At 59.4% G+C, this 26,390-nt stretch carries 29 protein-coding genes; 22 read left to right on the top strand and 7 right to left on the bottom strand.

Annotated features, from left to right (window positions below; all coding sequences use genetic code 11):
- Positions 1–148: 148 nt before the first annotated feature.
- From H8F23_RS06495 to H8F23_RS06475, 5 genes are all read left to right on the top strand, one after another.
- Entirely contained in the window at positions 149–1,027 is an 879-nt protein-coding gene (locus H8F23_RS06495) for an acyl-CoA dehydrogenase middle domain-containing protein (RefSeq protein ID WP_194933801.1), read from the top strand.
- Positions 1,028–1,192: 165 nt separating this feature from the next.
- Positions 1,193–2,266 (top strand): serine hydrolase domain-containing protein, encoded by a 1,074-nt coding sequence (locus H8F23_RS06490; RefSeq protein WP_194933800.1) that lies wholly within the window; start codon positions 1,193–1,195, stop codon positions 2,264–2,266.
- Entirely contained in the window at positions 2,263–2,559 is a 297-nt protein-coding gene (locus H8F23_RS06485; RefSeq protein ID WP_194933799.1) for an amidase, read from the top strand. The genes H8F23_RS06490 and H8F23_RS06485 overlap by 4 nt, the downstream gene beginning before the upstream one ends.
- 184 nt (positions 2,560–2,743) lie before the next feature.
- On the top strand, positions 2,744–3,334 hold the full coding sequence (locus H8F23_RS06480) for a YceI family protein (RefSeq protein ID WP_194933798.1): 591 nt from the start codon (positions 2,744–2,746) through the stop codon (positions 3,332–3,334).
- Between the two features lies 1 nt (position 3,335).
- Positions 3,336–4,493 carry a phospholipase D-like domain-containing protein gene (locus tag H8F23_RS06475; RefSeq protein WP_194933797.1) on the top strand — a complete coding sequence of 386 codons (1,158 nt, stop codon included), beginning with the start codon at positions 3,336–3,338 and terminating at the stop codon, positions 4,491–4,493.
- A gap of 141 nt (positions 4,494–4,634) precedes the next feature.
- Here H8F23_RS06475 and bglX read toward each other — a convergent pair whose 3' ends face one another.
- Positions 4,635–6,926, bottom strand: a complete 2,292-nt coding sequence (gene bglX, locus H8F23_RS06470; RefSeq protein ID WP_194933796.1) for a beta-glucosidase BglX — start codon at positions 6,924–6,926, stop codon at positions 4,635–4,637.
- Between the two features lie 262 nt (positions 6,927–7,188).
- On the opposite strand from bglX, the gene H8F23_RS06465 reads away from it, so the two are divergent.
- The 4 genes from H8F23_RS06465 to H8F23_RS06450 all read left to right on the top strand — a co-directional run bounded on the left by H8F23_RS06465 (position 7,189) and on the right by H8F23_RS06450 (position 10,827).
- Positions 7,189–7,797, top strand: a complete 609-nt coding sequence (locus H8F23_RS06465; RefSeq protein WP_034153093.1) for a LemA family protein — start codon at positions 7,189–7,191, stop codon at positions 7,795–7,797.
- A gap of 118 nt (positions 7,798–7,915) precedes the next feature.
- A complete protein-coding gene (locus tag H8F23_RS06460) occupies positions 7,916–8,671 on the top strand; it encodes a TPM domain-containing protein (RefSeq protein WP_194933795.1) in 756 nt (251 codons plus the stop codon).
- 33 nt (positions 8,672–8,704) lie between these two features.
- Positions 8,705–9,322, top strand: coding sequence for a TPM domain-containing protein (locus H8F23_RS06455; RefSeq protein ID WP_194933794.1), 618 nt, complete (start codon positions 8,705–8,707; stop codon positions 9,320–9,322).
- 287 nt (positions 9,323–9,609) lie between these two features.
- Positions 9,610–10,827 carry a class I SAM-dependent methyltransferase gene (locus H8F23_RS06450; protein WP_194933793.1) on the top strand — a complete coding sequence of 406 codons (1,218 nt, stop codon included), beginning with the start codon at positions 9,610–9,612 and terminating at the stop codon, positions 10,825–10,827.
- A 111-nt stretch (positions 10,828–10,938) separates the two neighbouring features.
- Here H8F23_RS06450 and H8F23_RS06445 read toward each other — a convergent pair whose 3' ends face one another.
- Positions 10,939–11,829: a DMT family transporter gene (locus H8F23_RS06445; RefSeq protein WP_194933792.1), complete on the bottom strand. Its 891-nt coding sequence runs from the start codon at positions 11,827–11,829 to the stop codon at positions 10,939–10,941.
- A 268-nt stretch (positions 11,830–12,097) separates the two neighbouring features.
- On the opposite strand from H8F23_RS06445, the gene H8F23_RS06440 reads away from it, so the two are divergent.
- The 3 genes from H8F23_RS06440 to H8F23_RS06430 all read left to right on the top strand — a co-directional run bounded on the left by H8F23_RS06440 (position 12,098) and on the right by H8F23_RS06430 (position 13,526).
- Entirely contained in the window at positions 12,098–12,679 is a 582-nt protein-coding gene (locus tag H8F23_RS06440; RefSeq protein WP_095049176.1) for a DJ-1/PfpI family protein, read from the top strand.
- Positions 12,680–12,692: 13 nt separating this feature from the next.
- Complete coding sequence (locus H8F23_RS06435; RefSeq protein WP_099758220.1) at positions 12,693–12,998, top strand: ribbon-helix-helix domain-containing protein; 306 nt, start codon at positions 12,693–12,695, stop codon at positions 12,996–12,998.
- 183 nt (positions 12,999–13,181) lie between these two features.
- On the top strand, positions 13,182–13,526 hold the full coding sequence (locus H8F23_RS06430) for a YegP family protein (protein WP_186623755.1): 345 nt from the start codon (positions 13,182–13,184) through the stop codon (positions 13,524–13,526).
- 128 nt (positions 13,527–13,654) lie between these two features.
- Here H8F23_RS06430 and H8F23_RS06425 read toward each other — a convergent pair whose 3' ends face one another.
- Complete coding sequence (locus tag H8F23_RS06425) at positions 13,655–14,536, bottom strand: dihydrodipicolinate synthase family protein (protein WP_194933791.1); 882 nt, start codon at positions 14,534–14,536, stop codon at positions 13,655–13,657.
- Between the two features lie 22 nt (positions 14,537–14,558).
- On the bottom strand, positions 14,559–15,341 hold the full coding sequence (locus H8F23_RS06420) for an aldolase (RefSeq protein WP_102900219.1): 783 nt from the start codon (positions 15,339–15,341) through the stop codon (positions 14,559–14,561).
- Between the two features lie 106 nt (positions 15,342–15,447).
- Between H8F23_RS06420 and H8F23_RS06415 the strand changes: the two genes are divergently transcribed.
- The gene (locus tag H8F23_RS06415; protein ID WP_194933790.1) at positions 15,448–15,990 is read left to right on the top strand and encodes a helix-turn-helix domain-containing protein; all 543 of its coding nucleotides are present in this window, start codon (positions 15,448–15,450) and stop codon (positions 15,988–15,990) included.
- A 102-nt stretch (positions 15,991–16,092) separates the two neighbouring features.
- On the opposite strand, the gene H8F23_RS06410 is transcribed toward H8F23_RS06415, so the two are convergent.
- Positions 16,093–17,112: a DUF4917 family protein gene (locus tag H8F23_RS06410; protein ID WP_194933789.1), complete on the bottom strand. Its 1,020-nt coding sequence runs from the start codon at positions 17,110–17,112 to the stop codon at positions 16,093–16,095.
- A gap of 153 nt (positions 17,113–17,265) precedes the next feature.
- Here H8F23_RS06410 and yiaY point away from each other — a divergent pair, with 153 nt between their 5' ends.
- Positions 17,266–18,414 carry an L-threonine dehydrogenase gene (gene yiaY, locus H8F23_RS06405; RefSeq protein WP_194933788.1) on the top strand — a complete coding sequence of 383 codons (1,149 nt, stop codon included), beginning with the start codon at positions 17,266–17,268 and terminating at the stop codon, positions 18,412–18,414.
- A gap of 28 nt (positions 18,415–18,442) precedes the next feature.
- On the opposite strand, the gene H8F23_RS06400 is transcribed toward yiaY, so the two are convergent.
- Complete coding sequence (locus H8F23_RS06400; RefSeq protein WP_194933787.1) at positions 18,443–19,045, bottom strand: hypothetical protein; 603 nt, start codon at positions 19,043–19,045, stop codon at positions 18,443–18,445.
- 220 nt (positions 19,046–19,265) lie between these two features.
- On the opposite strand from H8F23_RS06400, the gene H8F23_RS06395 reads away from it, so the two are divergent.
- The 8 genes from H8F23_RS06395 (at position 19,266) to H8F23_RS06360 (ending at position 25,800) form a co-directional block, all read left to right on the top strand.
- Entirely contained in the window at positions 19,266–20,543 is a 1,278-nt protein-coding gene (locus H8F23_RS06395) for an NHL repeat-containing protein (protein ID WP_194933786.1), read from the top strand.
- A gap of 372 nt (positions 20,544–20,915) precedes the next feature.
- Positions 20,916–21,644, top strand: a complete 729-nt coding sequence (locus H8F23_RS06390; protein WP_194933785.1) for a PA3715 family protein — start codon at positions 20,916–20,918, stop codon at positions 21,642–21,644.
- 29 nt (positions 21,645–21,673) lie between these two features.
- The gene (locus tag H8F23_RS06385; RefSeq protein ID WP_194933784.1) at positions 21,674–22,399 is read left to right on the top strand and encodes a PA3715 family protein; all 726 of its coding nucleotides are present in this window, start codon (positions 21,674–21,676) and stop codon (positions 22,397–22,399) included.
- 4 nt (positions 22,400–22,403) lie between these two features.
- The gene (gene fos, locus H8F23_RS06380) at positions 22,404–22,820 is read left to right on the top strand and encodes a fosfomycin resistance glutathione transferase (RefSeq protein ID WP_194933783.1); all 417 of its coding nucleotides are present in this window, start codon (positions 22,404–22,406) and stop codon (positions 22,818–22,820) included.
- Between the two features lie 60 nt (positions 22,821–22,880).
- Positions 22,881–23,519 (top strand): LysE family translocator, encoded by a 639-nt coding sequence (locus H8F23_RS06375; RefSeq protein ID WP_194933782.1) that lies wholly within the window; start codon positions 22,881–22,883, stop codon positions 23,517–23,519.
- 79 nt (positions 23,520–23,598) lie between these two features.
- Complete coding sequence (locus H8F23_RS06370) at positions 23,599–24,948, top strand: sensor domain-containing protein (protein ID WP_194933781.1); 1,350 nt, start codon at positions 23,599–23,601, stop codon at positions 24,946–24,948.
- A gap of 116 nt (positions 24,949–25,064) precedes the next feature.
- Positions 25,065–25,220: a KGG domain-containing protein gene (locus tag H8F23_RS06365; protein WP_077045875.1), complete on the top strand. Its 156-nt coding sequence runs from the start codon at positions 25,065–25,067 to the stop codon at positions 25,218–25,220.
- A gap of 76 nt (positions 25,221–25,296) precedes the next feature.
- Positions 25,297–25,800, top strand: coding sequence for a DUF4142 domain-containing protein (locus tag H8F23_RS06360; RefSeq protein ID WP_194933780.1), 504 nt, complete (start codon positions 25,297–25,299; stop codon positions 25,798–25,800).
- A gap of 87 nt (positions 25,801–25,887) precedes the next feature.
- Here the strand turns inward: H8F23_RS06360 and H8F23_RS06355 are convergent, their stop codons facing one another.
- Complete coding sequence (locus H8F23_RS06355) at positions 25,888–26,298, bottom strand: low affinity iron permease family protein (RefSeq protein ID WP_007911483.1); 411 nt, start codon at positions 26,296–26,298, stop codon at positions 25,888–25,890.
- Between the last annotated feature and the right edge of the window lie 92 nt (positions 26,299–26,390).

The following is a 26,390-nucleotide window of genomic DNA, read 5'->3' as shown; positions in this document are numbered from 1 at the left end:
TCTCCGTACGGGCCTTTAACCCGTCGTGGGTTGCAGCCGATCGACTTTCTTTATGCAGCCGTGTTGTGCAAAGTCAGGCTATGTAGCCCCGGTGTCATCGCCATGAACGTTCGGTGATGCTTATATGACAGCCCACAAGGAGCCTCTTATGCCCTGGCCAGATTTGCTGCACCGCCGTGACCGATTGCCCGCCGTTGCTGACCTGGCCGAGGGTTTTGCGACGTTGTTGCAGCAACTGGGCAACGTCACCCCATTCGAATTGGCGGTCGCGGGCGGGCGGCGGATGGCGACGCCGGGGCTGGCGTTTCTGGTCGGTTATCAGGCGGCATTGCGCATGTTGTGGCCGAGTGCACCGCTGAGCCTCGGTGCGTTGTGTGCGACCGAACAGCGCAGTTTGCGTCCGGCGGACATGCAGACGCGGCTGACGGATTTACGTCTGAGCGGACGCAAGGATTTTGTCACCGCCGGCGATGCGGCGGACTGGTTGCTGATCGCCGCGCGCAGTGAAGAATCCGGCGAAACGCCGCGCCTGAGTCTGGCGGTGGTGTATCCCGGCGAACCCGGCGTGACCGTGGAGAAGCTGCCGGCGCTGCCGTTGATGCCTGACATCAGCCATGGTCGGCTGCAGCTTGATAACGCGTTGTGCGAGTTGTTGGCCGGCGATGGTTGGGACGCTTACGTCAAACCGTTCCGCACCCTGGAGGACGTTTATGTGCTGAGCGCGATGACCGCGTGGCTGTTTGGCGTCGGCCAGGACAGTGATTGGCCGCAGGCGCTGCAATTGCGCTTGCTGGCGCTGTTGGCCGGGGGTGCGGAGGCGAGTCGGCAGCCACCGAACAATCCGGCCGGGCATGTGTTGTTGGCTGGGTTGTTTGCGCAGTTTGAGGCGCTGGAGGGGGAGGTGAGTCAGGCGTTGCGTGATGGAAATCCGGAGTGGGCGGCGATGTGGCAGCGCGATCAGGGAGTGATGCAGTTGGCGGCGGGGGCTCGGGCCAAGCGCTTGGCCAAGGCTTTGGCGCAGGCTTGACCGGCCTCTTCGCGAGCAGGCGAAGGCCTACAGTTGATCGAGTTTCGTCTGTTGAAATGCGATCCCCTGTAGGAGTGAGCCTGCTCGCGATAGCAGTCTAAATAACACCGCATACTTGTCATCAACCCCGACTAATCTCAGCAGGTTCTCTCAAGAGCCCTCACCATGCGCAAAGGCCTGTCGCTGTTCCTGCTGCTGATCTGCTTCACCGTTCACGCCGAACAATGGCCGGGTGAAGAATGGCCAATCGGCACGACGATCACCGATACAGAGGCACTGGAGAATTACGCCTTCCCACCCCGCGATGACAACACCCGCCAAGGCATCCGCACCGACGCCTTGCTGATTATCCGCGACGGCCAGATCCTCTACGAACGCTACGCCGGCCCGACCGCCGAACAAACCCCGCACCTGACCTGGTCGATCAGCAAAAGCCTGATGGCCACTGTCCTCGGTGTGGCGTACGGCGAAGGCCTGTTCAAACTCGAAGCCCCGGTCGTGCAGTTTTACCCGCCGCTGGAACAACACCCGGCCATCAAAATCGCCGACCTGCTGCACTGGGCCTCCGGTATCGACTGGCAGGAAGATTACGAATACGCGCCACTGAAATCCTCGGTGGTGGCGATGCTCTACACCCGGGGCCGTCGCGACATGGCCGCGTTCACCGCCGATCACGATGCTTACGCCGAACCGGGGCAGGCATTCCGTTATTCCAGCGGCGACAGCAACCTGCTCGCGGCGGCGTTGAAAAATATCGTCGGCCCGCAGCGTTATCCGGATTATCCGTGGACGGCGTTGTTCGAACCGTTGGGCATCCGCCACGCCGTGTGGGAGACCGATGCCAACGGCACGTTTGTCGCTTCCTCTTATGCCTACCTGACCGCGCGGGATCTGGCACGGGTCGGTTTGCTGATGGCTCGTGACGGGCGCTGGCATGATCGGCAGTTATTGCCCAAGGAGTGGGTGGCGTTCAGCCGCACTCCCTTCGCCGGTTACAAAGCCCATCAGGACGAAGCCGTGCCCGGCGGCCAATGGTGGCTCAATCGTCCAGCCGATGGTGCTGAATCGCCATGGCCCGCTGCACCGCCCGACACGTTTGCCGCCCTCGGGCATTGGGGCCAGGCACTCTACGTGATCCCCAGTGAAAAACTGCTGATCGTGCGTTACGCCGATGACCGCGACGGCAGCTACAGCCATAACGAACTGCTCAAACACGTGCTGAAGGCGGTGCGGCCATGAAGCGCTTCTTGCTGTTAATGCTGGTCCTGCTGCTCGGCTGGATCGTCTACGAGCGCGAAAATCTGTGGGCCTTCCCCGACATCATCAGCGCCTATACCGCGAAGGAATATTGTTCGTGCCGCTATGTGATGAATAACAATGCCGAGTATTGCCGTGGCTATGTCAAACAATGGCTGCCGACCAGCCAATTCACCGATGACAGCGCCAGCAAAACCATCACGGTCAGCGGCATGGGCCGCAGCAACCGCGCCCAGTGGCAAAGCGAACGCCAGGGCTGTCGCCTCAATCCCTGAAAACACCCGATGGTTTTTTGTGGGAGCGAGTCTGCTTGCGAATGCAATAGCAGGCGCACCTTCACTGTTGAGGCCGATGACGTCTTCGCGAGCAGGCTCGCTCCCACCGGGGGTGATCTGCAGTTTGCAATAACCGCGTGGGCGGTTAAGGTTCGTGCAGGTTTATCGGCCCCACGAGTGTTCAATGTTCAACCGCTCCCTGTGTGCAACCCTCTCCAGTCTGCTGCTCGCCACCATCGCGCTGCCGGCGCAGGCCAATTGGTATCTGGACGGCGAGTCGTCGCGGCTGTCGTTCGTCAGCACGAAAAACGCCAATGTTTCCGAAGTGCAGCGCTTTCTGGTGTTGCACGGCAAGGTCGACCCCAACGGTCGCGCCGAAGTCGAAGTCGAGATGGATTCGATCAACAGTGGCATCCCGCTACGCGATGAGCGCATGCGCAAGGAGCTGTTCCAGATCGAGCAATTCCCCGAAGCGACCATCACCACCCAGATCGACCTGCGTCCGATCAACGATCTGGCCCCCGGTGCGCAGCTGGAATTGCGTCTGCCGCTGACCGTCAACCTGCACGGCAAGCAACACGAATACCCCGCCGAACTGCTGGCGACGCGTCTCGATGACCGGCGTTTTCAAGTGGTCACCCTGGAACCGTTGGTGATCAGCGCCGAGGATTTCGATCTCGTGCCGGGGCTGGAAAGCCTGCGCAAACTTGCCGACTTGTCGGCCATCAGTCTGTCGGTGCCGGTGGGTGCGGTGCTGATCTTCACGGCGCGCTGACATGCGCGGCGCGGTGTTCCCGTGGCGGGATGGCAACCGGTTCGAACTGTTGATCGATGGTCCGCAATTTTTCCCGCGCATGCTCGAACAAATTGCTGGTGCTCAGGAGCAGATCGAACTGGAGTTGTATCTGGTCGAGGCTGGCGCTTGCGCCGAAACCATCGTGCAGGCGCTGGTGCTGGCGGCCGAGCGTGGCGTGCGTGTGCGCTGCCTGTTCGACGATTACGGCAGCCTGGCGTTTACGCTCAATCTGCGCCAGCGCCTGACACACGCCGGCGTCGAACTGCGTTTCTACAATCGGCTGAACTGGCGGCGCTGGGTCGGTAATTTCTATCGTGATCACCGCAAGTTGCTGCTGGTCGATCAGCGTCTGGCGGTGGTTGGCGGCACCGGTGTCACCGATGAGTTCTGGACGCCGGGCCATGACTCCAGCGAGTGGCACGAAGTGATGGTCGAGATCAGCGGCCCGCTGGTGATCGACTGGCAGTTGCTGTTCGACCGACAGTGGATCGCCAACCGTTATCGCCGTGCCTGGCGCCCGGCCGCGCATTTTGGTTTGCCACGGTTACCCCGCGTGCCGGACAAGGGCGAGGGCATGGGCCGCGTGGCGTATGCCGACGCCCGTCAGCACCGCGACATTCTGCAATCGCTGTTCCGCGCTTTGAACAGTGGGCAAAAACGCATCTGGATGGCCACGCCGTACTTTCTGCCGACCTGGAAAATCCGCCGCTCACTGCGCAAGGCTGCTGCACGCGGAGTCGATGTGCGGCTACTGCTGACCGGGCCGCGCACCGATCATCCGTCGGTGCGTTACGCCGGGCATCGCTACTACCCGCGACTGCTCAAGGCCGGGGTGCAGATCTTCGAGTACCAGCCGTGCTTCCTGCACTTGAAAATGGTGCTGGTGGACGATTGGGTGAGCATCGGTTCGTGCAACTTCGATCACTGGAACCTGCGCTTCAATCTGGAGGCAAATCTGGAGGCGCTGGACCCGTCGTTGACGGCAGCGGTAGAGGCGAGTTTCGTGAAGGACTTCGGACTGAGCCAGCAGGTGAGTCTGGAGGCGTGGCAGCGCCGGCCGTTGTGGCGGCGGGTGAAGCAACGGGTGTGGGGCTGGGTGGATCGGGTGGTGGTCAACATTCTCGATCGCCGCGGGTAAAACCGATTTTGAATACACCCTAAATCCAATGTGGGAGCGAGCTTGCTCGCGAAGGCGGTGTGTCAGTCAGTACTTGTTTAACTGAATGACCGCTTTCGCGAGCAAGCTCGCTCCCACAGGGGTTTTGGGGTGTGCTTGCGGTTACAGCAATTCAAAGCTCTGCTGCGTGACGTCCTGGGAATCCAGGCCGATCTGCACGTTGAACTTGCCAGGCTCCGCCGCGTATTTGAGCTGGGCGTTGTAGAACTTCAGGTCATCCTCGCTGATGGTGAAGTGCACGACTTTCTGTTCGCCGGCCTTGAGCATGATTTTCTGGAAGTTCTTCAGTTCCTTCACCGGGCGGATCATCGAGCCGGTGACGTCCTGGATGTACAGCTGCACCACGGTTTCGCCGTCACGCTTGCCGGTGTTCTTGACCATCACGCTGGCGTCGAGTTTGCCGGTGGCGTTCAGGGTGGTCGACGACAGCGCCATGTCGCTCAGGGCGAATTGCGTGTAGCTCAGGCCATAACCGAACGGGAACAGCGGCCCGGTCGTGTCATCGAAATACTGCGAGGTGTAGTTGCCCGGTTTGCCCGGCGTGAACGGCCGGCCAATGCTCAGGTGGTTGTAGTAGGTCGGGATCTGGCCCACGGAGCGCGGAAAGGTCACCGGCAGTTTGCCCGAAGGGTTGTAGTCGCCGAACAGCACATCGGCGATGGCGTTGCCGCCCTCGGTGCCGCTGAACCAGGTTTCCAGAATCGCGTCAGCCGACTGGTTCTCTTCGAGAATGGTCAGTGGGCGGCCGTTCATCAGCACCAGCACCAGCGGTTTGCCGGTGGCTTTCAGCGCGCGGATCAGCTCACGCTGGTTTTCCGGAATGTTCAGGTCGGTACGGCTGGAGGATTCGTGAGACATACCACGGGATTCGCCCACAGCCGCAACGATCACGTCAGCGTCCTTGGCGGCTTTCACCGCTTCGTCGATCAGCACGTTGGCCGGTCGCGGATCGTCGACCACTTCCGGCGCGTCGAAGTTGAGGAAGTTCAGGTAGTCGAGGACCTTCTTGTCGCTGGTGATGTTGGCGCCACGGGCGTAGATCAGGTTCGCCTTGTCGCCGATCACCGAACTCATGCCATCGAACAGGGTCACCGATTGCGCAGGCTTACCCGCTGCGGCCCAGCTGCCCATCATGTCGATCGGCGCTTTGGCCAGCGGGCCGACCAGCGCGACTTTTGCGTCTTTCTTCAGCGGCAGGGTTTCGTTCTGGTTCTTCAGCAGAACGAGGCTGCGACGCGCCACTTCACGGGCCTCGGCGCGGTGCAGACGGCTTTCGGCGTAGGTGTTGGCCGGATCGTCTTCAGCCTTGCCGATGCGCAGGTACGGGTCCTTGAACAGGCCCATGTCGTACTTGGCGGCGAGCACTTCACGCACGGCGTTGTCGATGTCTTTCTGCTCGATCTCACCGGACTTGAGCAGCCCCGGCAGTTCTTTGCCATACAGGGTGTCGTTCATGCTCATGTCGATACCGGCCTTGATCGCCAGCTTCGCCGCTTCACGACCGTCGCGGGCCACGCCGTGCTTGATCAGTTCGAAAATCGCGCCATGGTCGCTGACCGCCAGGCCCTTGAAGCCCCAGTCTTTGCGCAGTAGATCATTCATCAGCCAGGTGTTGGCGGTGGCTGGAATGCCGTTGATCGAGTTGAGCGCAACCATCACACCACCGGCGCCGGCATCAATCGCGGCGCGGTACGGTGGCAGGTAGTCCTGGTACATCTTCACCGGGCTCATGTCGACGGTGTTGTAGTCGCGACCGCCCTCGACCGCGCCGTACAGGGCGAAGTGTTTGACGCTGGCCATGATGCTGTCGGCCGCGCTCGGGGTGGCGCCCTGATAGGCGCGAACCATGACGCCGGCGATGCGCGAGGTCAGGTAGGTGTCTTCACCGAAGCCTTCGGAGCTGCGGCCCCAGCGCGGGTCGCGGGAGATGTCGACCATCGGCGCGAAGGTGATGTCGAGGCTGTCGGCAGCGGCTTCTTTAGCCGCAACGCGCCCGGACTGACCGATGGCGTCCATGTCCCAGCTCGAGGCGAGGGCCAGCGGAATCGGGAAAATCGTACGGTGACCGTGGATCACGTCGTACGCGAAAAACATCGGAATCTTCAGGCGGCTGCGCATGGCCGCGTCCTGCATCGGACGGTTTTCCGGGCGGGTGATCGAGTTGAACGTGCCGCCGATGTTGCCGGCGGCGATCTCTTTGCGGATCAGCTCACGGGGCATTTCCGGGCCGATGCTGATCAGGCGCAACTGGCCGATCTTCTCGTCGAGGGTCATTTGCTTCATCAGGTTGCTGATGAACGCGTCCTTGTTTTCCAGGGGTACCGGGGTCGTGGCGGCCAATACTTGATGACTGGCCAGGCTGACGAACAGACCCAGCAAACACAGCTTCTTCATGAATAGTTTTCTCAAGGGCCCAAGCGGCAATGCAACGCCGGCCAGCCAAAATTTAGGGAGCGACTATTGTTGTTCGGGTACAGGCTCAAAGAAACAGAGCCAAAAAACGGCAGTCGACACTTGGCCGCATGATCACGCAGGGCACTTTTTAGCCCATTGCCCCGTCGTAATCCAGCGACGCGGCCGATTATGCCCCAAGAGCCCGCTGAGAATGTTTCGCGCTCGGTTTTTATAATGATATGTGCCAAGGAGCATCACTGCGATGAATGTAAGCCCAACCAATCGCTCGCGTTTGCAGGTCGCCACATTGCTGGTGCTGGCCACGCTGTTGACCGCGTGCGGCATCAACAATATCCCGACCCTCGACGAACAGGCCAAAGCTGCGTGGGGCCAGGTGCAGAACCAGTACCAGCGCCGCGCCGACCTGATCCCCAACCTGGTGGAAACGGTGAAGGGTTATGCCAAGCATGAAGAGGAAACCCTCACGGCAGTGATTGAGGCGCGGGCGAAAGCGACCTCGATTCAGGTCGACGCCAGCACCCTCGACAATCCCGAGAAACTCAAGCAATTCCAGCAGGCGCAGGATCAACTGACCGGCGCATTGAGCCGCTTGATGGTGGTTTCAGAGCGCTATCCGGACCTGAAAGCCAACCAGAACTTCCTCGCCCTGCAATCGCAGCTGGAAGGCACGGAAAACCGCATTGCCGTGGCTCGCCGCGATTTCATTCTGGCGGTGCAGAAATACAACACCGAGATTCGCACCTTCCCCGGTCGCCTCTGGCACAGCGTGATGTACAGCGATCTGCCGATCCGCGAAACCTTCGAAGCCACCACGCCGGATGCCGATAAGGCACCCCAGGTCAAATTCTGAGAACACACCTGTGTAGGAGCTGCCGAAGGCTGCGATCTTTTGACGTTGGTTGGTAAAAAAACAAGATCAAAAGATCGCAGCCTTCGGCAGCTCCTACAAGGGAACGCTGGGGGTATGCATGCGTGTGTTGAAAATGGGTCTGGTGCTGATGCTGTGGCTGTTCGCCGTCAGCGCCCGGGCCGAGTTGACGTTCCCGGCGCTGAGCGGGCGGGTGGTGGACGAAGCGCAGATGCTCGAGCCCTCGGTGCGCACGCAACTGAGCCAGCAGTTGCAGGCCCACGAACAGGCGACCGGCGAGCAGTTGGTTGTGGTCACGCTGCCGGATCTGCAAGGCACGACCATCGAGGACTTTGGCGTTCAACTCGGGCGTCATTGGGCGATTGGTCAAAAGGACAAGAACAACGGCGCGCTGCTGATCGTTGCCCGTGACGAGCGCAAACTGCGCATCGAAGTCGGTTATGGCCTGGAGGATCGGCTGACCGATGCGCAGACTTCAGTGATCATCCATCAAGTCATCACGCCCGCGTTCAAGAGCGGCAATTTCAGCAAAGGCATCAGCGACGGCGTGGCGGCGATGCTGGTGGTGCTGGGCGGCAGTCCGCTCGATGAACCGTCGACGGTGTATGAATCCACCGGTGATCCGTCCGATGATTTCATCTCGCGGCATCCAGGATTGTTCGTGTTTTTGGTGATGTTGTTCATCCTGACGGTGTTTGTCTGCCAGATGCTCGGTATCCTGCCTGCCGGCCGGGGTGGCTCCGGAGGAGGGGGCGGCTTCGGCGGTGGTGGCGGATTTGGCGGCGGCGGTGGAGGTGGAGGCTTCAGCGGCGGCGGGGGCAGTTTCGGCGGCGGTGGTTCGTCCGGCGGCTGGTGATATCAGAAGAATAATGAGCAGGCACTTTTCAACATGGCACTACTGACCGAACACGAACAACGCAAAGTCGCCGAGGCGATTGCCCGGGTCGAGCGCGACACCGACGCCGAACTGGTGACGGTGCTGGCCGCGCGCGCCGATGACTACGCCTACATCCCGCTGCTGTGGGCAAGCCTGTTGGCACTGGTGGTGCCGGGCGTCGTGCACTACCTGACCGGGTGGCTGACCATGCACAGTCTGCTGCTGCTGCAGTGGATCAGTTTTGTCGTGCTGTGCCTGCTGTTTCGCTTGCCGAAAATCACCTCTCACCTGATCCCGCGCCATGTGCGGCACTGGCGCGCCTCCAACCTGGCGCGACGGCAGTTTCTCGAACAGAACCTGCATCACACGGTGGGCGGTACCGGCATGCTGATTTTTGTCTGTGAGGCTGAGCGGTATGTGGAGATTCTGGTGGATGAGGGGATCTCCAAGCGGCTGGACAATAAAACCTGGGATGGGATTGTCGCGGCGTTTACCGAGCAGGTCAGGCAGGGGCGCACGCTGGAGGGATTTGTGACCTGTATCGAGGCGTGTGGGGAATTGCTGAAGGTGCATGTGCCGGTGACGCAGGTGAGGAATGAGTTGCCGAATCGGTTGATTGTGCTGGGGTAAGACCTGGATTATTCGTCGACGCAGAGATCCAACCCCTCACCCCAGCCCTCTCCCAATGGGAGAGGGGGAAGGGAGCAGATCGGGGGGCTTCAAACTTGAGTTCGACTCGGTAGTTCAGGTCGGCGTAGCTCGTGAAAACACCTCGGTCAGTCCCCTCTACCTCTGGGAGAGGGCTAGGGTGAGGGCCGCTTTAACCAACCGTTCGGTAAATAAGAGCGTGTCCCCAACCCCCATCCCCCCTAAAATACCCGCCATTCCCGATTTCGCCCGTCCGAGGCCGCTTTTTCATGTCTGTTACTGCCCCGTCCATCAAGCCTGCGCCCGATCACCACGCCCAGTTCATCGAGCTGCTGCAAACCAGCCTCGAACAGAACGGCTTCATCAAACTGGTGCTGGCCAAGTACGTCGGTGACGAGGCGGACCTGCAGCGGCTCATCATCAAACCGGTGACCGTCAAAGCGCAGCCGAATCTGTCTTTTGTCTATCGCTACAAAACCCGCGACATCACCAAAAACCTGCCATTGGTTGAAGGTGTGGCGGCGCTTGCCGCGCTGTTGCCGGCCTCGTTCAAGAATGCGCATTTGCTCGCGCTGACCGACGAAGCTCAGCTGGAATACAGCAAAAAGGGCAAGAGCTCGCTGTTCAAGAGCAAACCTCAGCAATTGCGCGAAGCACCGTCTGCCGAGCACAACCGCGAGAAAAATCGCTTCCTCGAACTGAGCCGACCGTTCCTCAAGGACCTCGGCGTGACCAACGCGCAACATGAGCTGATCCCGGCGATGTCACGCAAGTGGAAGCAGATCAACAAGTTCATCGAAGTGTTCAGCCATGCCCTGACCTCGTCGCCGCTGGCCCTGGACAGACCGGTGCGGGTGGCGGATTTCGGTTCGGGCAAGGGTTACCTGACGTTCGCCATTCACGATTACCTGCGCAACACCTTGAAGGCCGAGGGCGAGGTCACGGGTGTCGAATTGCGTGAAGAGATGGTCAACCTGTGCAACGCAGCGGCGGCAAAACTCGATCACCCGGGGCTGGTGTTCAAGTGCGGTGACGTGCGCAGCGTGGCGCCGAGCGAGCTGGACGTGATGATCGCCCTGCATGCCTGCGACATCGCCACTGACTACGCGATCCACACCGGCATCCGCTCGGGTGCGTCGATCATCATGTGCTCGCCGTGCTGCCACAAACAGATCCGCCTGCAGATCCAGAGCCCAGCGTTGCTCAAGCCGATGCTGCAATATGGTTTGCACCTGGGGCAGCAGGCGGAAATGGTCACTGACAGTCTGCGCGCATTGTTCCTTGAGGCCTGCGGTTACGAGACCAAGGTGTTCGAGTTCATCTCGCTGGAACACACCAACAAGAACAAGATGATTCTGGCGGTGAAGCGTGCCGAGCCGGTCGACCCGGCTCAGCTGTTGGTGAAGATCGAAGAGTTGAAAGCCTTCTACAACATCAGCGAGCACTGCCTGGAAACCCTGCTGCGCGCCGACGGCTTCCTGGCCTGAAAAGGTCTGAAATCCAACCACTGTAGGAGCTGCCGAAGGCTGCGATCTTTTGATCTTAAAAAACAAAATCAAAAGATCGCAGCCTCCGGCAGCTCCTACAGGGGAACGTGTTCAAGCTGTAGCAGGTTGTGCCGGGCGCACCGCGGTTTTGCGGCCGAGCATGACCGTGGCGATGACACCGCAGGCAAACACCCAGGTAATCGGCTCGACATGTTCACCAAAGAACAGCGCCGAAAACGCGATGGTGAAGAATATCTGCAACAACTGGATCTGACTGACCCGGGCGATCCCGCCCATGGCCAGCCCTGCGTACCACGCGAAAAATCCGAGAAACTGCGAAAACAGCGCCACATACCCGAACGCCCACCAGGCCTTGGCCGACACCGCGCCCTGATGTTGCAGCGCCAGATACAGCACCGGCCCGATCAACAACGGCGTCGACAGCACCAGCGCCCAGCAGATCACCTGCCAGCCGCCCATCTCCTTGGCCAATCGACCGCCTTCGGCATAGCCCAGACCACCGACGGCAATTGCGCCGAGCATCAGCAAGTCACCCGCCTGAATGCTGCCGGCACCGGTGTATAGCGCATAACCGAGCACCAATGCACTGCCCAACGCGGCGCAAGCCCAGAAGGCTTTCGACGGGCGCTCGTGGGACAGCCACGCGGCATACAGCGCCACGCACAACGGTTGCAAGCCGTTGACCAGCGCACCGTGGGACGCCGGCAAGGTTTGCATGGCCCACGCCGACAACACCGGAAAACCCAGAATCACCCCGGCGATCACCAGGCTCAGGCCTTTGACTTGCTGCCACGTCGGCCATTTCTCGCGCCGCCACAAAAGCAGCACCGCCGCTGGAATCGCCGCGAACAGCGCACGCCCCAAACCGTTGAGCAGCGGATGCAGTTCCTGCACCACGATGCGGGTGAAGGGCAGGGTAAGGCTGAAAATCACCACGCCGAGCAGGCCGAGGGCCATGCCGGTGTTTTCGCGCGAGGACATGAGGGGAGACCAGAATCGTAGGGGTTGAGAGTGACCTTCATCAAGCCATAAACCGGGCGCTTGTGGCTGTTACAGCTAGGCACTTACTTATCCGTACAGTTTGCCGGCGCCATCGCGAGCAGGCTCACTCCTACATTTGAAATGCATTCCTCTGTAGGAGTGAGCCTGCTCGCGATGGCGTCAAATCGGTAGTAGCCCGTTGTTACCCGTCACTGTCGAATAGGTCTACCTTCAATACTCCCAAGCATTTCCCAGAGGAGTCCTCCCCATGGCCGCGAAAAAAATCCTGATGCTGGTTGGCGATTACGTCGAAGACTACGAAGTGATGGTGCCGTTCCAGGCCCTGCAAATGGTCGGTCACACCGTTCACGCCGTGTGCCCTGACAAGGCTGCCGGTAAAACCGTGCGCACTGCGATCCATGACTTTGAAGGCGATCAGACCTACAGCGAAAAGCCCGGTCACCTGTTCGCGCTCAACTTCGATTTCGCCAAAGTCAGCGAGGCCGATTACGACGCGCTGCTGATCCCCGGTGGTCGTGCGCCGGAATACCTGCGTCTCAATGAAAAAGTCCTCGACCTGGTGCGCGCCTTCGACAAGGCCGGCAAACCGATTGCTGCGGTCTGCCACGGCGCGCAGTTGCTGGCAGCGGCGGGCGTGCTTGAAGGTCGCGAATGCAGTGCCTATCCGGCCTGCGCGCCGGAAGTGCGACTGGCGGGCGGTACGTACATCGATATCCCGGTGACGGACGGCCACGTTCAAGGCAATCTGGCCACAGCCCCGGCATGGCCGGCGCATCCGAACTGGCTGGCCGGTTTCCTCGGCTTGCTCGGTACCAAAATCACCCTGTAACGAGGATTCGCCGATGTGCGAGCTCTACGTCAAGGCTGACCCGATTCTCTACGAATCACGCTCGCGCTCGCTGCGCATCTGCGGCGTGGTGACCACTTTGCGTCTGGAGAATCAGTTCTGGGACATCCTCAGCGAAATCGCCGAGGTCGACGGCATGACCACCAACCAGCTGATCGCCAAGCTGTATGAAGAGGTGATGGATTATCGCGGCGAAGTGGTGAATTTTGCCTCGTTCCTGCGGGTGAGTTGTACGCGCTATCTGAGTCAGCGGCGGGTGAATGCGCCGGAGTTGTCGGTGGTGCGGGCGGTGGTGAAATAGCTGGCACCGCAGTGACCCTTTCGCGAGCAGGCTCGCTCCCACTTTCGACCGGGTTTTCCAAGTGGAATGCGCTCATATGTGGGAGCGAGCCTGCTCGCGAAGAGGCCAGTACAAGCGACAGATAGTCAGGACTGGTCTTTACTCTGAGGCGCGAAATCTCTCAATCGTCAAGGAGCAACGCGCATGTCCGGATGGTACGAAATCAGTAAAAGCAGCAACGGCCAGTTCAGGTTCGTGCTGAAAGCGGCGAATGCCGAAACGATTCTGACCAGCGAGCTGTACACCACTCGCGCTGCGGCCGACGGCGGCATCGCTTCGGTGCAAACCAACAGCCCGTTGGAGGAGCGCTATGAGAAGAAGTCGACGAAGGACGGCCATCCGTACTTCAACCTGAAAGCGGCCAACCACCAGATCATCGGCAGCAGTGAATCGTATTCGTCGGAGGCGGCGTGCGATAAAGGCATTGCCAGTGTGAAGGCGAACGGACCGAGCAAAGTGATCAAGGACAAGACTTTGCCTGTCCTCTGACCTCAGCACATCCCCCTGTAGGAGTGAGCCTGCTCGCGATCGCGGAGGTCAGTCGACACATGTTCAACTGATTCACCGCGATCGCGAGCAGACTCACTCCTACATTGGTTTTTGTGGTGTCAGTGAGATCAGCGCAGGGTCTTCAGGATCGTTTGCAGCTGAGTCTGGCCCGCTTCACTCAGCGGAAATACCGGCAAGCGCGGATCGCCCACCTCCAGCCCGGTCTGCCGCACCCCGGCCTTGATCGTCGCTGGCAAGCCACCCTTGAGGATGAAATCCAGCAGCGGCAACTGGCGGTAAAACAAATCCCGCGCGCGATCCAGATCACCGGCCATGGCGGCCTCGTACAAGTCCAGATTCAACTGCGGGATCAGGTTCGGCGCCGCCGTGCACCAGCCTTTCGCCCCGGCCGCAAACGCTTCCAGTGCCAGCGGATTGCAGCCGTTGTAGAACGGCACCTGACCTTCGCCAAGCAGTTGCAGTTTGTGCATGCGCTGAATATCGCCAGTGCTCTCCTTGACCATGGTCACGTTTTCCACGCCTTTGACGATGCGCAAAATCAGATCCACCGACATGTCAGTGCCGCTGGTGGCCGGGTTGTTGTAGAGCATGATCGGCACGCCGATGCGCTCGCCGATGGCGCGGTAGTGGGCGAGGATTTCCGCCTCGGTGAGCTTCCAGTACGAAGCCGGCAGCACCATCACCACATCGGCACCATGGACTTCGGCGAAACGTGCGCGGCGCACGGCTTTGGCGGTGGTCAGGTCAGAGACGCTGACGATGGTTGGCACCCGTTTGGCCACGTGCTTGATGCTGAACTCGGCAACCTGATCCCACTCCGCATCGCTCAGGTAAGCGCCTTCGCCAGTGCTGCCCAACGGCGCGATGGCGTGGACGCCGCTGTCGATCAGGCGATCGATCGATTGACCGAGCGCTGGCAGGTCCAGCCCTTCGCCGTTGGCACCGAACGGGGTGATGGTGTAGCCGATGATGCCGTGAATAGTGGACATGGGAATCTCTCCGTAACAGGTTTCAGTTCAGGCAATCGGCGTGTTGGCGCAGGTTCTGCCGGGCGTAATAGTTGAAGGCAGCGGCGTGGCGTTTCGGCTTGGCGATCCAGTCATGCGCCTCGCGGCCCAACTCGGGAATGATCGGTTTGATCGTGCCGGCGGCCATCGCCAGCAGTTGCAACTTGGCTGCACGCTCGATCAATTGGGCAATGACACAGGCTTCTTCAATCGTCGTGCCGGTCGACAGCTGACCGTGGTGCGAAAGCAGGATCGCGCGTTTGTCGCCCAGCGCACCGGCAATCAGTTCACCTTCTTCGTTACCGACTGGCACGCCCGGCCAGCCTTCGAGAAACGCGCAGTCCTCGTACAGCGGGCACAGGTCCATGTGGGAAATCTGCAGCGGCACCTCCAGCATCGACAGCGCCGCCACGTGGGTCGGGTGGGTGTGGATGATGCAGTTCACATCCGGCCGGGCGCGGTACACCCAGCTGTGGAAACGATTGGCCGGGTTGGCCATGCCGTGACCTTCGAGGACTTCCAGGTCCTCGTTGACCAGCAGCAGATTGCTCGCGGTGATTTCGTCGAAACCCAGGCCCAGTTGCTGAGTGTAATAGGTGCCGGGTTGCGGCCCACGGGCGGTGATTTGTCCGGCCAGACCGGAGTCGTGACCGTTCTCGAACAAAATCCGGCAGGTCAGGGCCAGCTTTTGCCGGTCCGTCCACGTATTATCCGCCAGGCTTTTTTGCATCTGGGTCAGCGCTTGCTTGACCAGTTGGTCTTTGGGTAGTGCTAATGTCTTGGCCATGTCTGTGTCCTTTGGGTGAGAGCAAATGACACGAAAGAGGCTATATGACACAAAGTGTCATTAGCAAGCACAAATCGTCGCTTCCTCCATGGAATAACTGCTGCGCATGTCTATCCGTTTGAAATTATTGAGAAAAAAACTTGGCGTAACCCTTGAGGCATTGGCCGAAAAATCCGGCATGACCAAGAGTTATCTGTCCAAAGTCGAACGTGGGCTCAACACGCCGTCGATTGCTGCCGCGTTGAAACTGGCGAAAGCGCTGAACGTCAAAGTCGAGGAGTTGTTCTCCGAAGACAGTGTCAGCCTCGACAGCTACAGCCTGGTGCGCAGCCATGAGCGCCAGTCACTGGCGGCGAATGACCAGAGTCCCGGGTACGCCGTGTTGGCCCATCAGGTCAGCGAGCGCAGTCTGCTGCCGTTCATCATCTATCCGCCAAAAGAATTCAGCGACAAGACCTTCAAGGAGCATTTGGGCGAAGAGTTTCTGTTCGTCCATGAAGGGCAGGTGGAAGTGGATTTCATGAACGAGAAGGTGCTGCTGGAACGTGGCGACGCGCTGCACTTCAATGCGCAGAAACCGCACCGGATCCGCTCGGTGGGTGAGGTGCAGGCGCAGTTGCTGGTGGTGGTGCACAGCAGCGAAGAATGAGTTGATTGGGCTAAAGCTATCGCGAGCAGGCTCACTCCTACAGTTGAAATGCGATCCCCTGTAGGAGTGAGCCTGCTCGCGATAGCGTCGGTAGCCTCACCACTAAACCTCGACCGGCACCGACAACTTCGGATTGCCGAGCGCATGGCTCTTCGCATCAAAAAACCGCAACTCCACGCCCGTCCCCTCAAACACCTTCGCGTAATGACGCTTCTGATGCTGAATGAACGCCGCACTGCGCGGATAAATCGAGATCGCCACCACCTTCGGCTTCGCCAGGCGCAATGCCCGCACGATGTGCGCATCCTGCTCGCCTAACGCATGACCAAAAATGCACAAGCCGTCGCCATGCCCCAATAACTGCTGATAACAGAACGACAGATAATCCGAGCTGCGAATGGTCTTGAGTTTGTCCGCACTCGGTCCTTCGGTGACGAACAGCGGCACGTCATCCAGCGTCTTGAGCGTGTTGTTGATTGCGAAGCTGCCGAGCAGCGTGCCTTCGGTTGAGGTCAGTTTGCGCGCGGTGCCGTCCTGATTGCGCACCAGATGCAGACCACCGTGCAGGTACAACAGGCGCGGTTTGTCGGTGGCAGTTTCGCTCAGATCAAAACTCGCATTGGCGCTGTTGAACAGATCGTCGATGGCGTCGCTTTGGTGTTGCAGCGCCCAGTAGTTGAGCAGGTCGTAATTGGTAGTGAACACCGTGCGATAGCGTGCCAGTTCTTCGTTCAACGTTGCCAGCGTCGAAGGCTTCACCAGTCGCCACGGAATGTGTACGGCGTGCACGGTGTTGATCAGCGCTTCCTTGATCGCGTAGTAGCGATTGCGCGGTGCCGCCGAGCTGACGGCCAAGGCCTTGTTGACCCGGCTGGTGGTTTTCAAGGCACCGAGCACCTGTTCGAAACTGCGCGTCTGCATCGCGTCAAACACCGCCAGTTCCGATGCGCTCAGCGGTTTTTCTTCCACGGTACGGGCATTTTCGAACAGCGAGTCATAGCCGAAATCGTCCCACACCGCGCGGCTGGCGCCATTGCCCACCAGCAGGCCGTTGAAGTCGCTGGTGGCGCGCAAGGCATTCCAGTCTTCGAGGGTGGCGTCGACATCCAGAAAATCGGTCATTGCGCAGGCGTCTCAAAACAAAGGGCTGATGGGCGGCGACTTTATCACGAGCGGGCATTGAGCCAGATCAACATCGGTCGTGACCGATCGGTCGATCCTGTGTGCATCCGCCGGATCGGCGCAGTCGATTCGGCCTCAGTCAGGAGATGCACGATGAGCAGCACCTTTTTCATTCCGGCGGTCAACATCATGGGCAGCGGCTGCCTCGACGAGGCCATGGTCGCGATTCGCAACTACGGTTTTCGCAAGGCGCTGATCGTCACTGACACAGGTCTGGCCAAGGCCGGCGTGGCCACGATGGTTGCCGAGAAACTGGCAATGCAGGACATCGATTCGGTGATTTTCGACGGCGCCAAACCGAACCCGAGCATCGCCAATGTCGAGTCGGGTCTGGGGCTGCTCAAGGAAAGTTGCTGCGATTTCGTCGTGTCGCTGGGCGGCGGTTCGCCGCACGACTGCGCTAAAGGCATTGCCCTGTGCGCGACCAATGGCGGGCAGATTCGCGATTACGAGGGCGTCGACCAATCGAGCAAGCCGCAGCTGCCGCTGATCGCGATCAATACCACCGCCGGCACCGCCAGCGAGATGACCAGGTTTTGCATCATCACCGACGAATCGCGCCACGTGAAAATGGCCATCGTCGACCGTAATGTCACGCCGCTGCTGTCGGTCAACGACCCGGCGCTGATGCTCGCCATGCCCAAAGGCCTGACCGCCGCCACCGGCATGGATGCGCTGACCCACGCCATCGAGGCTTATGTCTCGACCGCCGCCAACCCGATCACCGACGCCTGCGCCCTGAAAGCCATGAGTCTGATCAGCAACAACCTGCGCCTGGCTGTGCGCGACGGCAGTGACCTCGCCGCACGGGAAAACATGGCGTACGCGCAGTTCCTCGCCGGCATGGCCTTCAACAATGCCTCGCTCGGTTACGTGCATGCGATGGCGCATCAGTTGGGCGGTTTCTACGACTTGCCCCATGGTGTGTGCAACGCCGTGCTGCTGCCCCACGTGCAGACCTTCAACGCGCTGGTGTGTGCCGAGCGGCTGACCGATGTGGCCCACGCCATGGGGGCGGACATTCGCGGTTTCAGTGCCGAAGAGGGCGCGCAGGCGGCGATCAATGCGATCCGCTGCCTGGCCAAGGATGTCGAGATCCCCGGAGGCTTGCGTGAACTTGGCGTCAAGCTCAGTGATATTCCGGTACTCGCCAGCAATGCGCTGAAAGACGCCTGCGGTTTGACCAATCCTCGGGCGGCGGATCAGCGCCAGATCGAGGAGATTTTTCGCAACGCGTTTTGAGGAGCAGACTGGGTGAAAGTCTTGAACGTCAGGTTTTGCCGTTTACGGTCACCGTAAAGGTTCGAACGCGCCCCCAGTCTGAAACCTTGCCATCGATGTTGTGAACGGCGGACGTCCGGCACTGTCCGGCAGGTAAGGGCTGCGTCACCTGAGTACGCCATTGCCGGGTGCTGTCCACATTGGCTCTGGCAATCTCAAGGCCGGTGTCCAGATCGAAAATGTTAACGAAGCCTGTGGCCTGTGTGACATCACCCGAAAAGACCGGAACCGCATCTACCTGTGCTCCCTCTTGCGGTTCGGAAATCACCGGGACGTCGATATCGGGCCGCAACCGCACGGTATATTTGCGCTCCTCACTCCAGTCTGACTTGATGCCTTGCCACGTCTGGTGGGCGCGAATCCCCTGCTGCCCCGGAAACTGTGCACCGCTGATGCTAAACGCCCATCGTCCATTTGCGCTGACCTGTCCACCTCCGAGCGAATGTGTGTTTTCAATGTTCCAAACCTGCACCAGCGCACCCGGTATACCGCTGCCGAGCAACAGTGTTGCAGGCCCCGTGGTGCTGCCCTCTTCGGGGAGCGTGATGGTCGGCGGGGCTGGTTGGGTATTCTGCTCGTCGGGCATGCTCATTGCTCTTCTCGTTTCGGGCTGAATTTGAGTCGAGAGACTGGCATGAGGAATTTCGTTTCGAACCTGTAAAAACTACCAGTTTTTTAGCTTTTTTTACTTGATCGGTAATTTCGTTTTCTTCTAAAAAACTGTCATTTCTGTCAGTTGTCTGGTGTGGCTGCTTCGGATCGAATGCTCTGACAACGGGGGTCGACTCCGATCTCTCAAGGAGCACGCGAACATGCCGAAAGCCAATGCACGTAAAGCACGATCAGCCGGTGAGCTGGATCAGACCTTTGCCCATTCGGGCCTGCAAACACTGCAGTTTCCAGCCGCGCGCAAAACCATCGGGAAAAGTGTCGCAGTGCTGCCTTCGGGACACATCATGGTCAGTACGACCGTCATCGATGCATCGGGAGCCTCGCATTACGGACTGACGCGACTGCTCGCGGACGGTCATCTCGATACCAGCTTCGGCGAAGGCGGGTACCTTCGCGGTCAGTTTGTCAGGGGGCGATTGTCACAAGGCGGGAACCTGGCTGTCGGTGAGAGCGGCGTGTTCTGGTTGTGCGCAGTGCTTGCAGATGCAGCAGGCAAGCTTGAGCAAATCATCGCTCGATTCAAACCGGACGGTACGCTCGATCCCGAGTTTGGTGATGGACAGACTGGCTACCGAGTCGTGCCGATGCGTGTTCCCGTGCTGAACAATGCCACGGGCGGCCGCTTGATATTGGCGCAATCCACTCCAGCGAAATCGATGCCGGACAGATTGCTTTTCGTCACCTCCCAAGGGGGTAGCGGGTTGTTGGCGCGTTTCTTTCTGGACGGCAGGAATGATGGCGATTTCGCTGAAAATGGCTGGATACCTCTGACGCTTCCAGGTGTGGCGATCACGTTGCACGGGATCACGCAGTTGGACGGTGGGCAGATTCTTGTCCATGGCAAGACCGAAGTGACCAATCAGGGGCTGGTCATGGCTTACGACAGTTCCGGGCAGGTTGCTGAGTCGTTCGGCGAGAAAGGCACGCTGCTGCTGAATCTGCACAATGCCGGCGCAACGCTCGAAAGCTCGGTGAATCGCATCGTTGGGCAATCGGCGCAGCGCTTGTTGTTGATGGGATCGGCCGTCGAGTCGTCCGCCGGGGACAAGCATCAGCATGGCTTCATCAGCGGGATCACCCGCGACGGTGAGTTTGATCCAGCATTCAACGGCGGTGCGCCAGTCATTACTACCGCAACGCGGCCACTGGATCTTAAAAGCTGGAGCGCAGGGTTCGCGCTGAATGACTCCCCCGGCCCGAGAATCGTCACGGTCGGACAGACCTCGGACGGTGAACGACGCTTACTCACCGGAGGCTTTTTGGTCGATGGCGCCGTGGATCCTGCATTTGATGTCGAAGGCGCCGCCGGTATCGAGTGGATTGCGCAGGATGCCTGTCTGCAGGAGTCGTCAGTGCTGGTGCTGGGGCAGAGAAATGAAGCCGCTCATCTGGTGCGATTGTTGACGGTAGCGGACTGACGGGGAGGGCTGACAAGCCTTCGCTGAAGGGGCTGGCCTCTTCGCGAGCAAGCTCGCTCCCACAGTTGATCGCATTTCCCAGTTGAAATGCATTTTCCTGTGGGAGCGAGCTTGCTCGCGAAGACTGACTTTCAGACGCAGAAAAATCATGGATTCATGACATCAGCAAACAGCCAGTCCGTTTCTCTCAAGCATCCGAATCAACACCACCGCCGCGATCACCAACATCGCCCCGCCACCCGCGACGCCGTCAACTGCTTCTCGCTACCAAACGGGAAATGCGCTTTGGTCTACTGATGATTCGGTTGAAAGGGCCGATACAGCAGGGGATAGTGCGCGGCTGAAAAAATAATCAAGGAGCGGGAAGTGACAATGAAGTCTGGCTGGATCGGGTGTGCGGCATTGTGCGGGTGGTTGCTGGCAGGGCAGGCATTGGCCGATTGCACGCCGGCACCCACGGCGCATGAGATGGATTTTTCCCTCTGCAAGGACTGGCCGGCGTATCCCGGACTGACGCTCACCGCCGCCGCCAACTTCTCGCCCGATCCGGTGTATGGCGAGTCAGGGACTGTGGGGTTTTACGACCTGCGCTTGTCCTTGGTGGCGAGCGGAGATTCAAAGCCGTTAGCGAGCTTTTTTCAGCCCTCGGCATTCTCTGTGGATGCCATCGCGCTTGATGAACTGAAATTCGATACCGCGCGCTATAAGCTCGCGCCGCAATTGCAGGCCTTTGGCGTGCGAGTACGGTTCAAAGGCTCTTCGCGCGTGAATCCTCTGGATCAAACCTGGTTGTCGCTCTATGTGAAAGACGGCAACGCATTGCGTCCGGTAATGGATCGGTTGGTGGTTTATGAATATGGCGGGGAGTGGGATGGCAATTGTGCGGGAGAGCGCTACGAGACTACGCGAACCGTGGCTCTGGCCAAGACCAGCAGCCATGGCTATGCCGATCTGATGATCAAAACGACCCGTAGTTCGACCGTTGGCGAGGGCGAGGGCGAGGCGTGTGTATCCAATACCGTCACGCAAAAACCGCTCTTGACGACACTTCGCTATGACGGCAAAAACTACGTAATGCCTGAAGATTTCAAAGGCCTCTAAGACCGATGACTTTTACTCAAGGAAGAATCATGTTCTCGCGTACTACATTGCTGGGCTCTTTCATCGCGATGGGCCTTTTAACGATGGCCGCCCAAGCCCAGGCCGCCTGCCAGACCAAAGACTTCGACGGCAAATCCCTGTCGCGCTGCAAAGTCTGGCCCGCCGTGCAGAATCAGGCGATCGCGGTCAAATCCACCTACCTTGCCGACGCCGGCGACGATGATGCCGGGGTGTTCGATCTGGATCTGTCGATCGTCAACGCCAGCACTTACAACCCCATCGCCACTTACCGTAAACCGGGCGCTTACAACTCCGATGCCGTGCGCTTTGAGGATCTGCGCATCGACACCGCCCGTTATCGACTGGCGCCGGAAGTTCGGGCTTTCGGTCTGCGTTCAAAGTTCGCGCACAGTTCCCACGCCATTCCCTATGAGAAGACCGATCTGGCGCTGTATGTTCGCGAAGGCAATGAATTGCGTCCGGTGTTGGAGGGCTTGGTGGTCGCCAAGAGCAACGGTGAGTTCATGAATGATTGCGAAGGCTACACAAAGACGATTCGCCGAACCGTCGAGATCGGTCCTTCCAGCCATCATGGTCTGGCTGATTTGATCGTCACCACCAGCGGCAGCAAAATGAAAAATACTCAATCGGGTAAAGACTGCGTTTCCAATACCACTCGCCTGAAGCAAAAACAGATCACCCTGACCTACGACGGCCAGCAATACATCGTCCCCGAAGACCTCAGAGGTTACTGACCGCATGCTCACCGGCCTCAACCATCTGACCCTCGCGGTCAGCGATTTGAATCGCAGTCTGGCGTTCTATCGCGATGTGTTGCAGTTGCGCGTGGAAGCTACGTGGGACGCCGGTGCCTACCTGTCGCTGCCGGGGTTGTGGTTGTGTCTGTCGTTTGATCCGCTGCGCTCGAGTCAACCGTGCGCCGATTACACCCATTACGCTTTCAGCCTCAATGCAGTCGATTTTCAAAGTTTCGTGAAGAAGCTAAAAGCCGCGAACGTGCTGGAATGGCGCGATAACCGCAGCGAAGGTGCATCGTTCTACTTCCTCGACCCCGATGGCCACAAGCTCGAAGCCCATGTCGGCGATCTCGCTTCACGGCTGTCGGCGTGTCGGCAAAAACCGTACGCCGGCATGCGTTTTTACGACGAGTCATGATCAGACACATTTGTCTGTTATAGACTGGCGGCCACGTGTTCTGGCGCTTGCAGGTTTTCCATGACTCCATCGTTGCTAATGGCCGTGCTGGCCTCGGGTTTCATTTACGGCATTACGCCAGGGCCGGGTGTGCTGGCGGTGTTCGGCATCGGTGCAGCCCACGGGCGGCGGGCCGGGGCGGGGTTTCTTTGCGGGCACCTGCTCGGTGATGTGGTCTGGTGCAGCACGGCGCTGATCGCCATTGTTGGCGCCCGGGAAATCGGCAGCACCGCGTTTGATGTGCTCGGTGTGCTCAGCGGTGTGTACCTGTTCTGGCTCGGCTGGCGCGCGGTGCGCGCCCAGCGTCGCAACGGTGACGAGCCGCAGGGCGCGGCGCGCAAGCCGTTCTGGCACGGCATTCTGTTCGGCTTGACCAATCCCAAGGCCTATCCGGTGGCGGTCGCGACCTTCACCGCGCTGCTGTCGAGCCGCGCCGAACTGCTCAACTGGTCGATGTTGCCGGCGTTGATTGCCCTGAGTTTCCTCGGCGGCCTGCTGGCCTACGCTATTCTGATTGGCGTGGTGGGCGCGCAACGGGTACGCACGCTGTATCAGCGTCATGAGTTGCTTATCACCCGCTTGTGCGGCGTGATGTTTATCGGTTTCGCCATCAACGCGCTGATGCATGCGCTGCCGGGGCTGATGCCGAACAAGGCTTGAAAGTGAGTGCAGGGAGGCGCAATCACGAGGTCAGGGAAGGTTGATCAGTGCTGCATTACCCGGACACCCACGCTGAACCATGGAAAGCCGAAATTCCGCGCCGTTGGCGAGTTTTATCGATCTGTTGCTGGACGCCGTTTGCGCGGTCGACAAGCAGGGTCGCTTCGTTTTTGTCAGTGCCGCCTGCGAGCGTGTTTTCGGTTATTCGCCTGAAGAGTTGATCGGCCGGCAAATGATCGAGCTGGTGCACCCGGCGGATCGTCAGCGCACTCTGGCTGCCGCCAACGAAATCATGGGTGGCGAACCCAAACTCAACTTTGAAAACCGTTACCTGCGCAAGGACGGCAGCGTCGTGCATATCCTCTGGTCGGCGCGCTGGTCGGAAGTCGATCAATTGCGCATCGCCGTGGCGCGCGACATCACCGAGCGCAAGCTGGCCGAGTCGCGGCAGGCGGCGTTGTACGCGATTTCCGAAGCAGCCCATGCGGCGGAAGATCTGCTGGCGCTGTTCAAGCGTATTCATCTGATCATCGGCGAATGGTTACCGGCGATGAATTTCTCCGTGGCGCTGTACGACGAGCACTGCGCACAACTGAATTTTCCTTATCACGTCGACGATCACGAATTGCAGCCCGAGCAGCCGGGGACCGTCACCGGACGTCTGTGCACGGAGGTCATTCGCAGCGGCCAACCGATTCTGCTGACGCCAGACAGCCCGGATTCCCCAGCCGATTTCGCCGAACTGGTGGCCGGGCAGAACGCGCCTTGCTGGCTCGGTGTGCCGTTGAACTCGAAGAACGGCACCATCGGCGCCTTGATCGTCAAAAGCCTGCCCGGCGGCGAACGCTACACCGAGCAGGACAAGGAACTGCTGCAATACGTCTGCGCCCAGGTCGCCACCGCCATTGAGCGTCAGCAATTGCACGCCCGCCTGCGGCGCATGGCGCAGTACGATCAACTGACGCAACTGCCCAATCGTGAATTGCTGCGTGATCGCTTCAAGGCTGCTTTAGCCAATGCTCGTGAGCAGTCCGGGCACATGGCTTTGCTGTATGTCGATCTGGATCGCTTCAAACAGGTCAACGACACCTTCGGCCATGCGGTCGGCGACATGCTCCTGCAAACCGTGGCCAACCGCCTCAAGGGTTGTGTGCGGGAAACCGACACCGTTGCCCGAATGGGGGGCGATGAATTTGTCGTCCTGCTGCACAGTGTTCAGGCTGCGGAAGATGCTGACGGAGTGGCGGAAAAAATCCGACAGGTGCTGGTGCAACCGATGCGTCTCGATGGCCGCAACCTGCACATCGAACCCAGTATCGGCGTCGCCCGCTATCCGGAAAACGGCAGTGAGGAGCAACAATTGTTCCGCCATGCCGATCAGGCGATGTACGCCGCCAAACGCTTGAACCACCACGCGCTCAACGGCTGACAAAGCAGCGCCGTTCGTCGCAGCAACGGCAACTTTTCTAAACCTTTGCCGGCCAGGAAATTCTCAATCTAGGCGGGCACCTGCTCGCCACGATCATTACCAAGAGGTAGAGAATCATGCCTAACTCAAGAAACTCGAACTCGGGAAACTTCGCCAACGATCGAACGAAGGCCTCTGAAGCAGGTCGCAAAGGTGGGAAAACCACCACAACGACTGTCGACAAAGAGCCAAAAACAGACATGGGCCGCAAGCCCGCTCAGAAATCGAAGTAGTCGGTGAAGGTAGTTTTGATTGAGAGGCGGGGGCGTAAGCTCCCGCTTGAATTTCGCTAGGAAGGAGGGCGCGACCATGAGCCGGATGGCCACCCGTGTACGCACTATCAGTTTTGCATCGCTGTTGGGTCTGTTTGCCAGCAGTGCTTTTGCCCAGTCGCCCGCCGATTTCATCAACGATGCCTCGGCCAAAGGCATGGCCGATATCGAGGCCAGTCGTCTGGCCCACAGCAAGGCCGAATCGAAAGAGGTCAAGGACTACACCATCGTCGTCATCAACGACCGCACAACGGCCAACCAGCATCTGGCGAAAATCGCCAAGAAGCTCGATCTGCCTGTCGCGCCTCGTGAAGAACTGGCCGACAAGGCCAAAGAACTGATGCCCCCAGTGACCGACGGCGCCTCCTTCGATCAGGCGTATGCCGCCAGTCAGGTCAAAGCCACTGAAGAAGCCATCGAGCAGATTCAACAGGAAGCGCAGACCACCGACGTGCCGGAGATCAAGGCATTCGCCGACGAAACCTTGCCGAAGTTGCAAAGCCATCTGGAGATGGCCCGCCAGTTACAGGCCAGCCGTTAATCAAGATCAAAAGATCGCAGCCTGCGGCAGCTCCTACACGGTCCCTGTAGGAGCTGCCGAAGGCTGCGATCTTTTGATTTTAAACCCTCAGCACTCATTCAAATCCTGCTTCGACTTGCTCTTCTCGCCCAGCCCCTCAAGGTTAAACACCTCACCCTCGCCCAACGAGCGGTAGTGCCTGCGCAACGCCTCCAACTGCTTCAGATCCAGCGCCTCCAGCCCGAGCATCGCGTTTTGCGCCTCTTTGGTGACCAGTAGCAACTCATCGATTTTCAAATGAAGAATGTCGGTATCGCGGTTCTGCGTGTTCTGAATCAGGAACACCATCAGGAAGGTGATGATCGTGGTTGAGGTGTTGATGATCAGTTGCCAGGTGTCGTTGTAATCGAAGATCGGCCCGCTCAGTCCCCACAGCCCGATCAGGATCAATGCGCCCATGAAGGTCTTGGGACTACCGGCCACCATCGCGAGCTTCTGGGAGATTTTTGCGAATTTCATAGCGGTGTTCCTTATTGGGGGAGTGCTTGAAATTCAGACATCTGCGGCTGGTGGAAAATTCTAATTACAAATCCGCCCACGTCACCGGACGT

This window comes from Pseudomonas neuropathica (assembly GCF_015461835.1).
GTDB classification, from domain to species: domain Bacteria; phylum Pseudomonadota; class Gammaproteobacteria; order Pseudomonadales; family Pseudomonadaceae; genus Aquipseudomonas; species Aquipseudomonas neuropathica.
Note: the sequence above shows the minus strand (reverse complement) of the source record. Positions and strands in the feature narration are given on the sequence as shown.

Excerpts from the sequence above, each read along its gene's own strand:
- H8F23_RS06360 (WP_194933780.1), top strand. The coding sequence starts at position 25,297 with ATGAGCCGGATGGCCACCCGTGTACGCACTATCAGTTTTGCATCGCTG.
- H8F23_RS06445 (WP_194933792.1), bottom strand. The coding sequence starts at position 11,829 with ATGTCCTCGCGCGAAAACACCGGCATGGCCCTCGGCCTGCTCGGCGTG.
- H8F23_RS06365 (WP_077045875.1), top strand. The coding sequence starts at position 25,065 with ATGCCTAACTCAAGAAACTCGAACTCGGGAAACTTCGCCAACGATCGA.
- H8F23_RS06420 (WP_102900219.1), bottom strand. The coding sequence starts at position 15,341 with ATGGCCAAGACATTAGCACTACCCAAAGACCAACTGGTCAAGCAAGCG.
- H8F23_RS06415 (WP_194933790.1), top strand. The coding sequence starts at position 15,448 with ATGTCTATCCGTTTGAAATTATTGAGAAAAAAACTTGGCGTAACCCTT.
- H8F23_RS06465 (WP_034153093.1), top strand. The coding sequence starts at position 7,189 with ATGAATGTAAGCCCAACCAATCGCTCGCGTTTGCAGGTCGCCACATTG.
- fos (WP_194933783.1), top strand. The coding sequence starts at position 22,404 with ATGCTCACCGGCCTCAACCATCTGACCCTCGCGGTCAGCGATTTGAAT.
- bglX (WP_194933796.1), bottom strand. The coding sequence starts at position 6,926 with ATGAAGAAGCTGTGTTTGCTGGGTCTGTTCGTCAGCCTGGCCAGTCAT.
- H8F23_RS06485 (WP_194933799.1), top strand. The coding sequence starts at position 2,263 with ATGAAGCGCTTCTTGCTGTTAATGCTGGTCCTGCTGCTCGGCTGGATC.
- H8F23_RS06450 (WP_194933793.1), top strand. The coding sequence starts at position 9,610 with ATGTCTGTTACTGCCCCGTCCATCAAGCCTGCGCCCGATCACCACGCC.
- H8F23_RS06480 (WP_194933798.1), top strand. The coding sequence starts at position 2,744 with ATGTTCAACCGCTCCCTGTGTGCAACCCTCTCCAGTCTGCTGCTCGCC.
- H8F23_RS06375 (WP_194933782.1), top strand. The coding sequence starts at position 22,881 with ATGACTCCATCGTTGCTAATGGCCGTGCTGGCCTCGGGTTTCATTTAC.
- H8F23_RS06385 (WP_194933784.1), top strand. The coding sequence starts at position 21,674 with ATGTTCTCGCGTACTACATTGCTGGGCTCTTTCATCGCGATGGGCCTT.
- H8F23_RS06425 (WP_194933791.1), bottom strand. The coding sequence starts at position 14,536 with ATGTCCACTATTCACGGCATCATCGGCTACACCATCACCCCGTTCGGT.
- H8F23_RS06455 (WP_194933794.1), top strand. The coding sequence starts at position 8,705 with ATGGCACTACTGACCGAACACGAACAACGCAAAGTCGCCGAGGCGATT.
- H8F23_RS06440 (WP_095049176.1), top strand. The coding sequence starts at position 12,098 with ATGGCCGCGAAAAAAATCCTGATGCTGGTTGGCGATTACGTCGAAGAC.
- H8F23_RS06370 (WP_194933781.1), top strand. The coding sequence starts at position 23,599 with ATGGAAAGCCGAAATTCCGCGCCGTTGGCGAGTTTTATCGATCTGTTG.
- H8F23_RS06410 (WP_194933789.1), bottom strand. The coding sequence starts at position 17,112 with ATGACCGATTTTCTGGATGTCGACGCCACCCTCGAAGACTGGAATGCC.
- H8F23_RS06400 (WP_194933787.1), bottom strand. The coding sequence starts at position 19,045 with ATGAGCATGCCCGACGAGCAGAATACCCAACCAGCCCCGCCGACCATC.
- H8F23_RS06430 (WP_186623755.1), top strand. The coding sequence starts at position 13,182 with ATGTCCGGATGGTACGAAATCAGTAAAAGCAGCAACGGCCAGTTCAGG.
- H8F23_RS06355 (WP_007911483.1), bottom strand. The coding sequence starts at position 26,298 with ATGAAATTCGCAAAAATCTCCCAGAAGCTCGCGATGGTGGCCGGTAGT.
- H8F23_RS06475 (WP_194933797.1), top strand. The coding sequence starts at position 3,336 with ATGCGCGGCGCGGTGTTCCCGTGGCGGGATGGCAACCGGTTCGAACTG.
- H8F23_RS06395 (WP_194933786.1), top strand. The coding sequence starts at position 19,266 with ATGCCGAAAGCCAATGCACGTAAAGCACGATCAGCCGGTGAGCTGGAT.
- H8F23_RS06495 (WP_194933801.1), top strand. The coding sequence starts at position 149 with ATGCCCTGGCCAGATTTGCTGCACCGCCGTGACCGATTGCCCGCCGTT.
- H8F23_RS06390 (WP_194933785.1), top strand. The coding sequence starts at position 20,916 with ATGAAGTCTGGCTGGATCGGGTGTGCGGCATTGTGCGGGTGGTTGCTG.
- H8F23_RS06460 (WP_194933795.1), top strand. The coding sequence starts at position 7,916 with ATGCGTGTGTTGAAAATGGGTCTGGTGCTGATGCTGTGGCTGTTCGCC.
- H8F23_RS06490 (WP_194933800.1), top strand. The coding sequence starts at position 1,193 with ATGCGCAAAGGCCTGTCGCTGTTCCTGCTGCTGATCTGCTTCACCGTT.
- yiaY (WP_194933788.1), top strand. The coding sequence starts at position 17,266 with ATGAGCAGCACCTTTTTCATTCCGGCGGTCAACATCATGGGCAGCGGC.
- H8F23_RS06435 (WP_099758220.1), top strand. The coding sequence starts at position 12,693 with ATGTGCGAGCTCTACGTCAAGGCTGACCCGATTCTCTACGAATCACGC.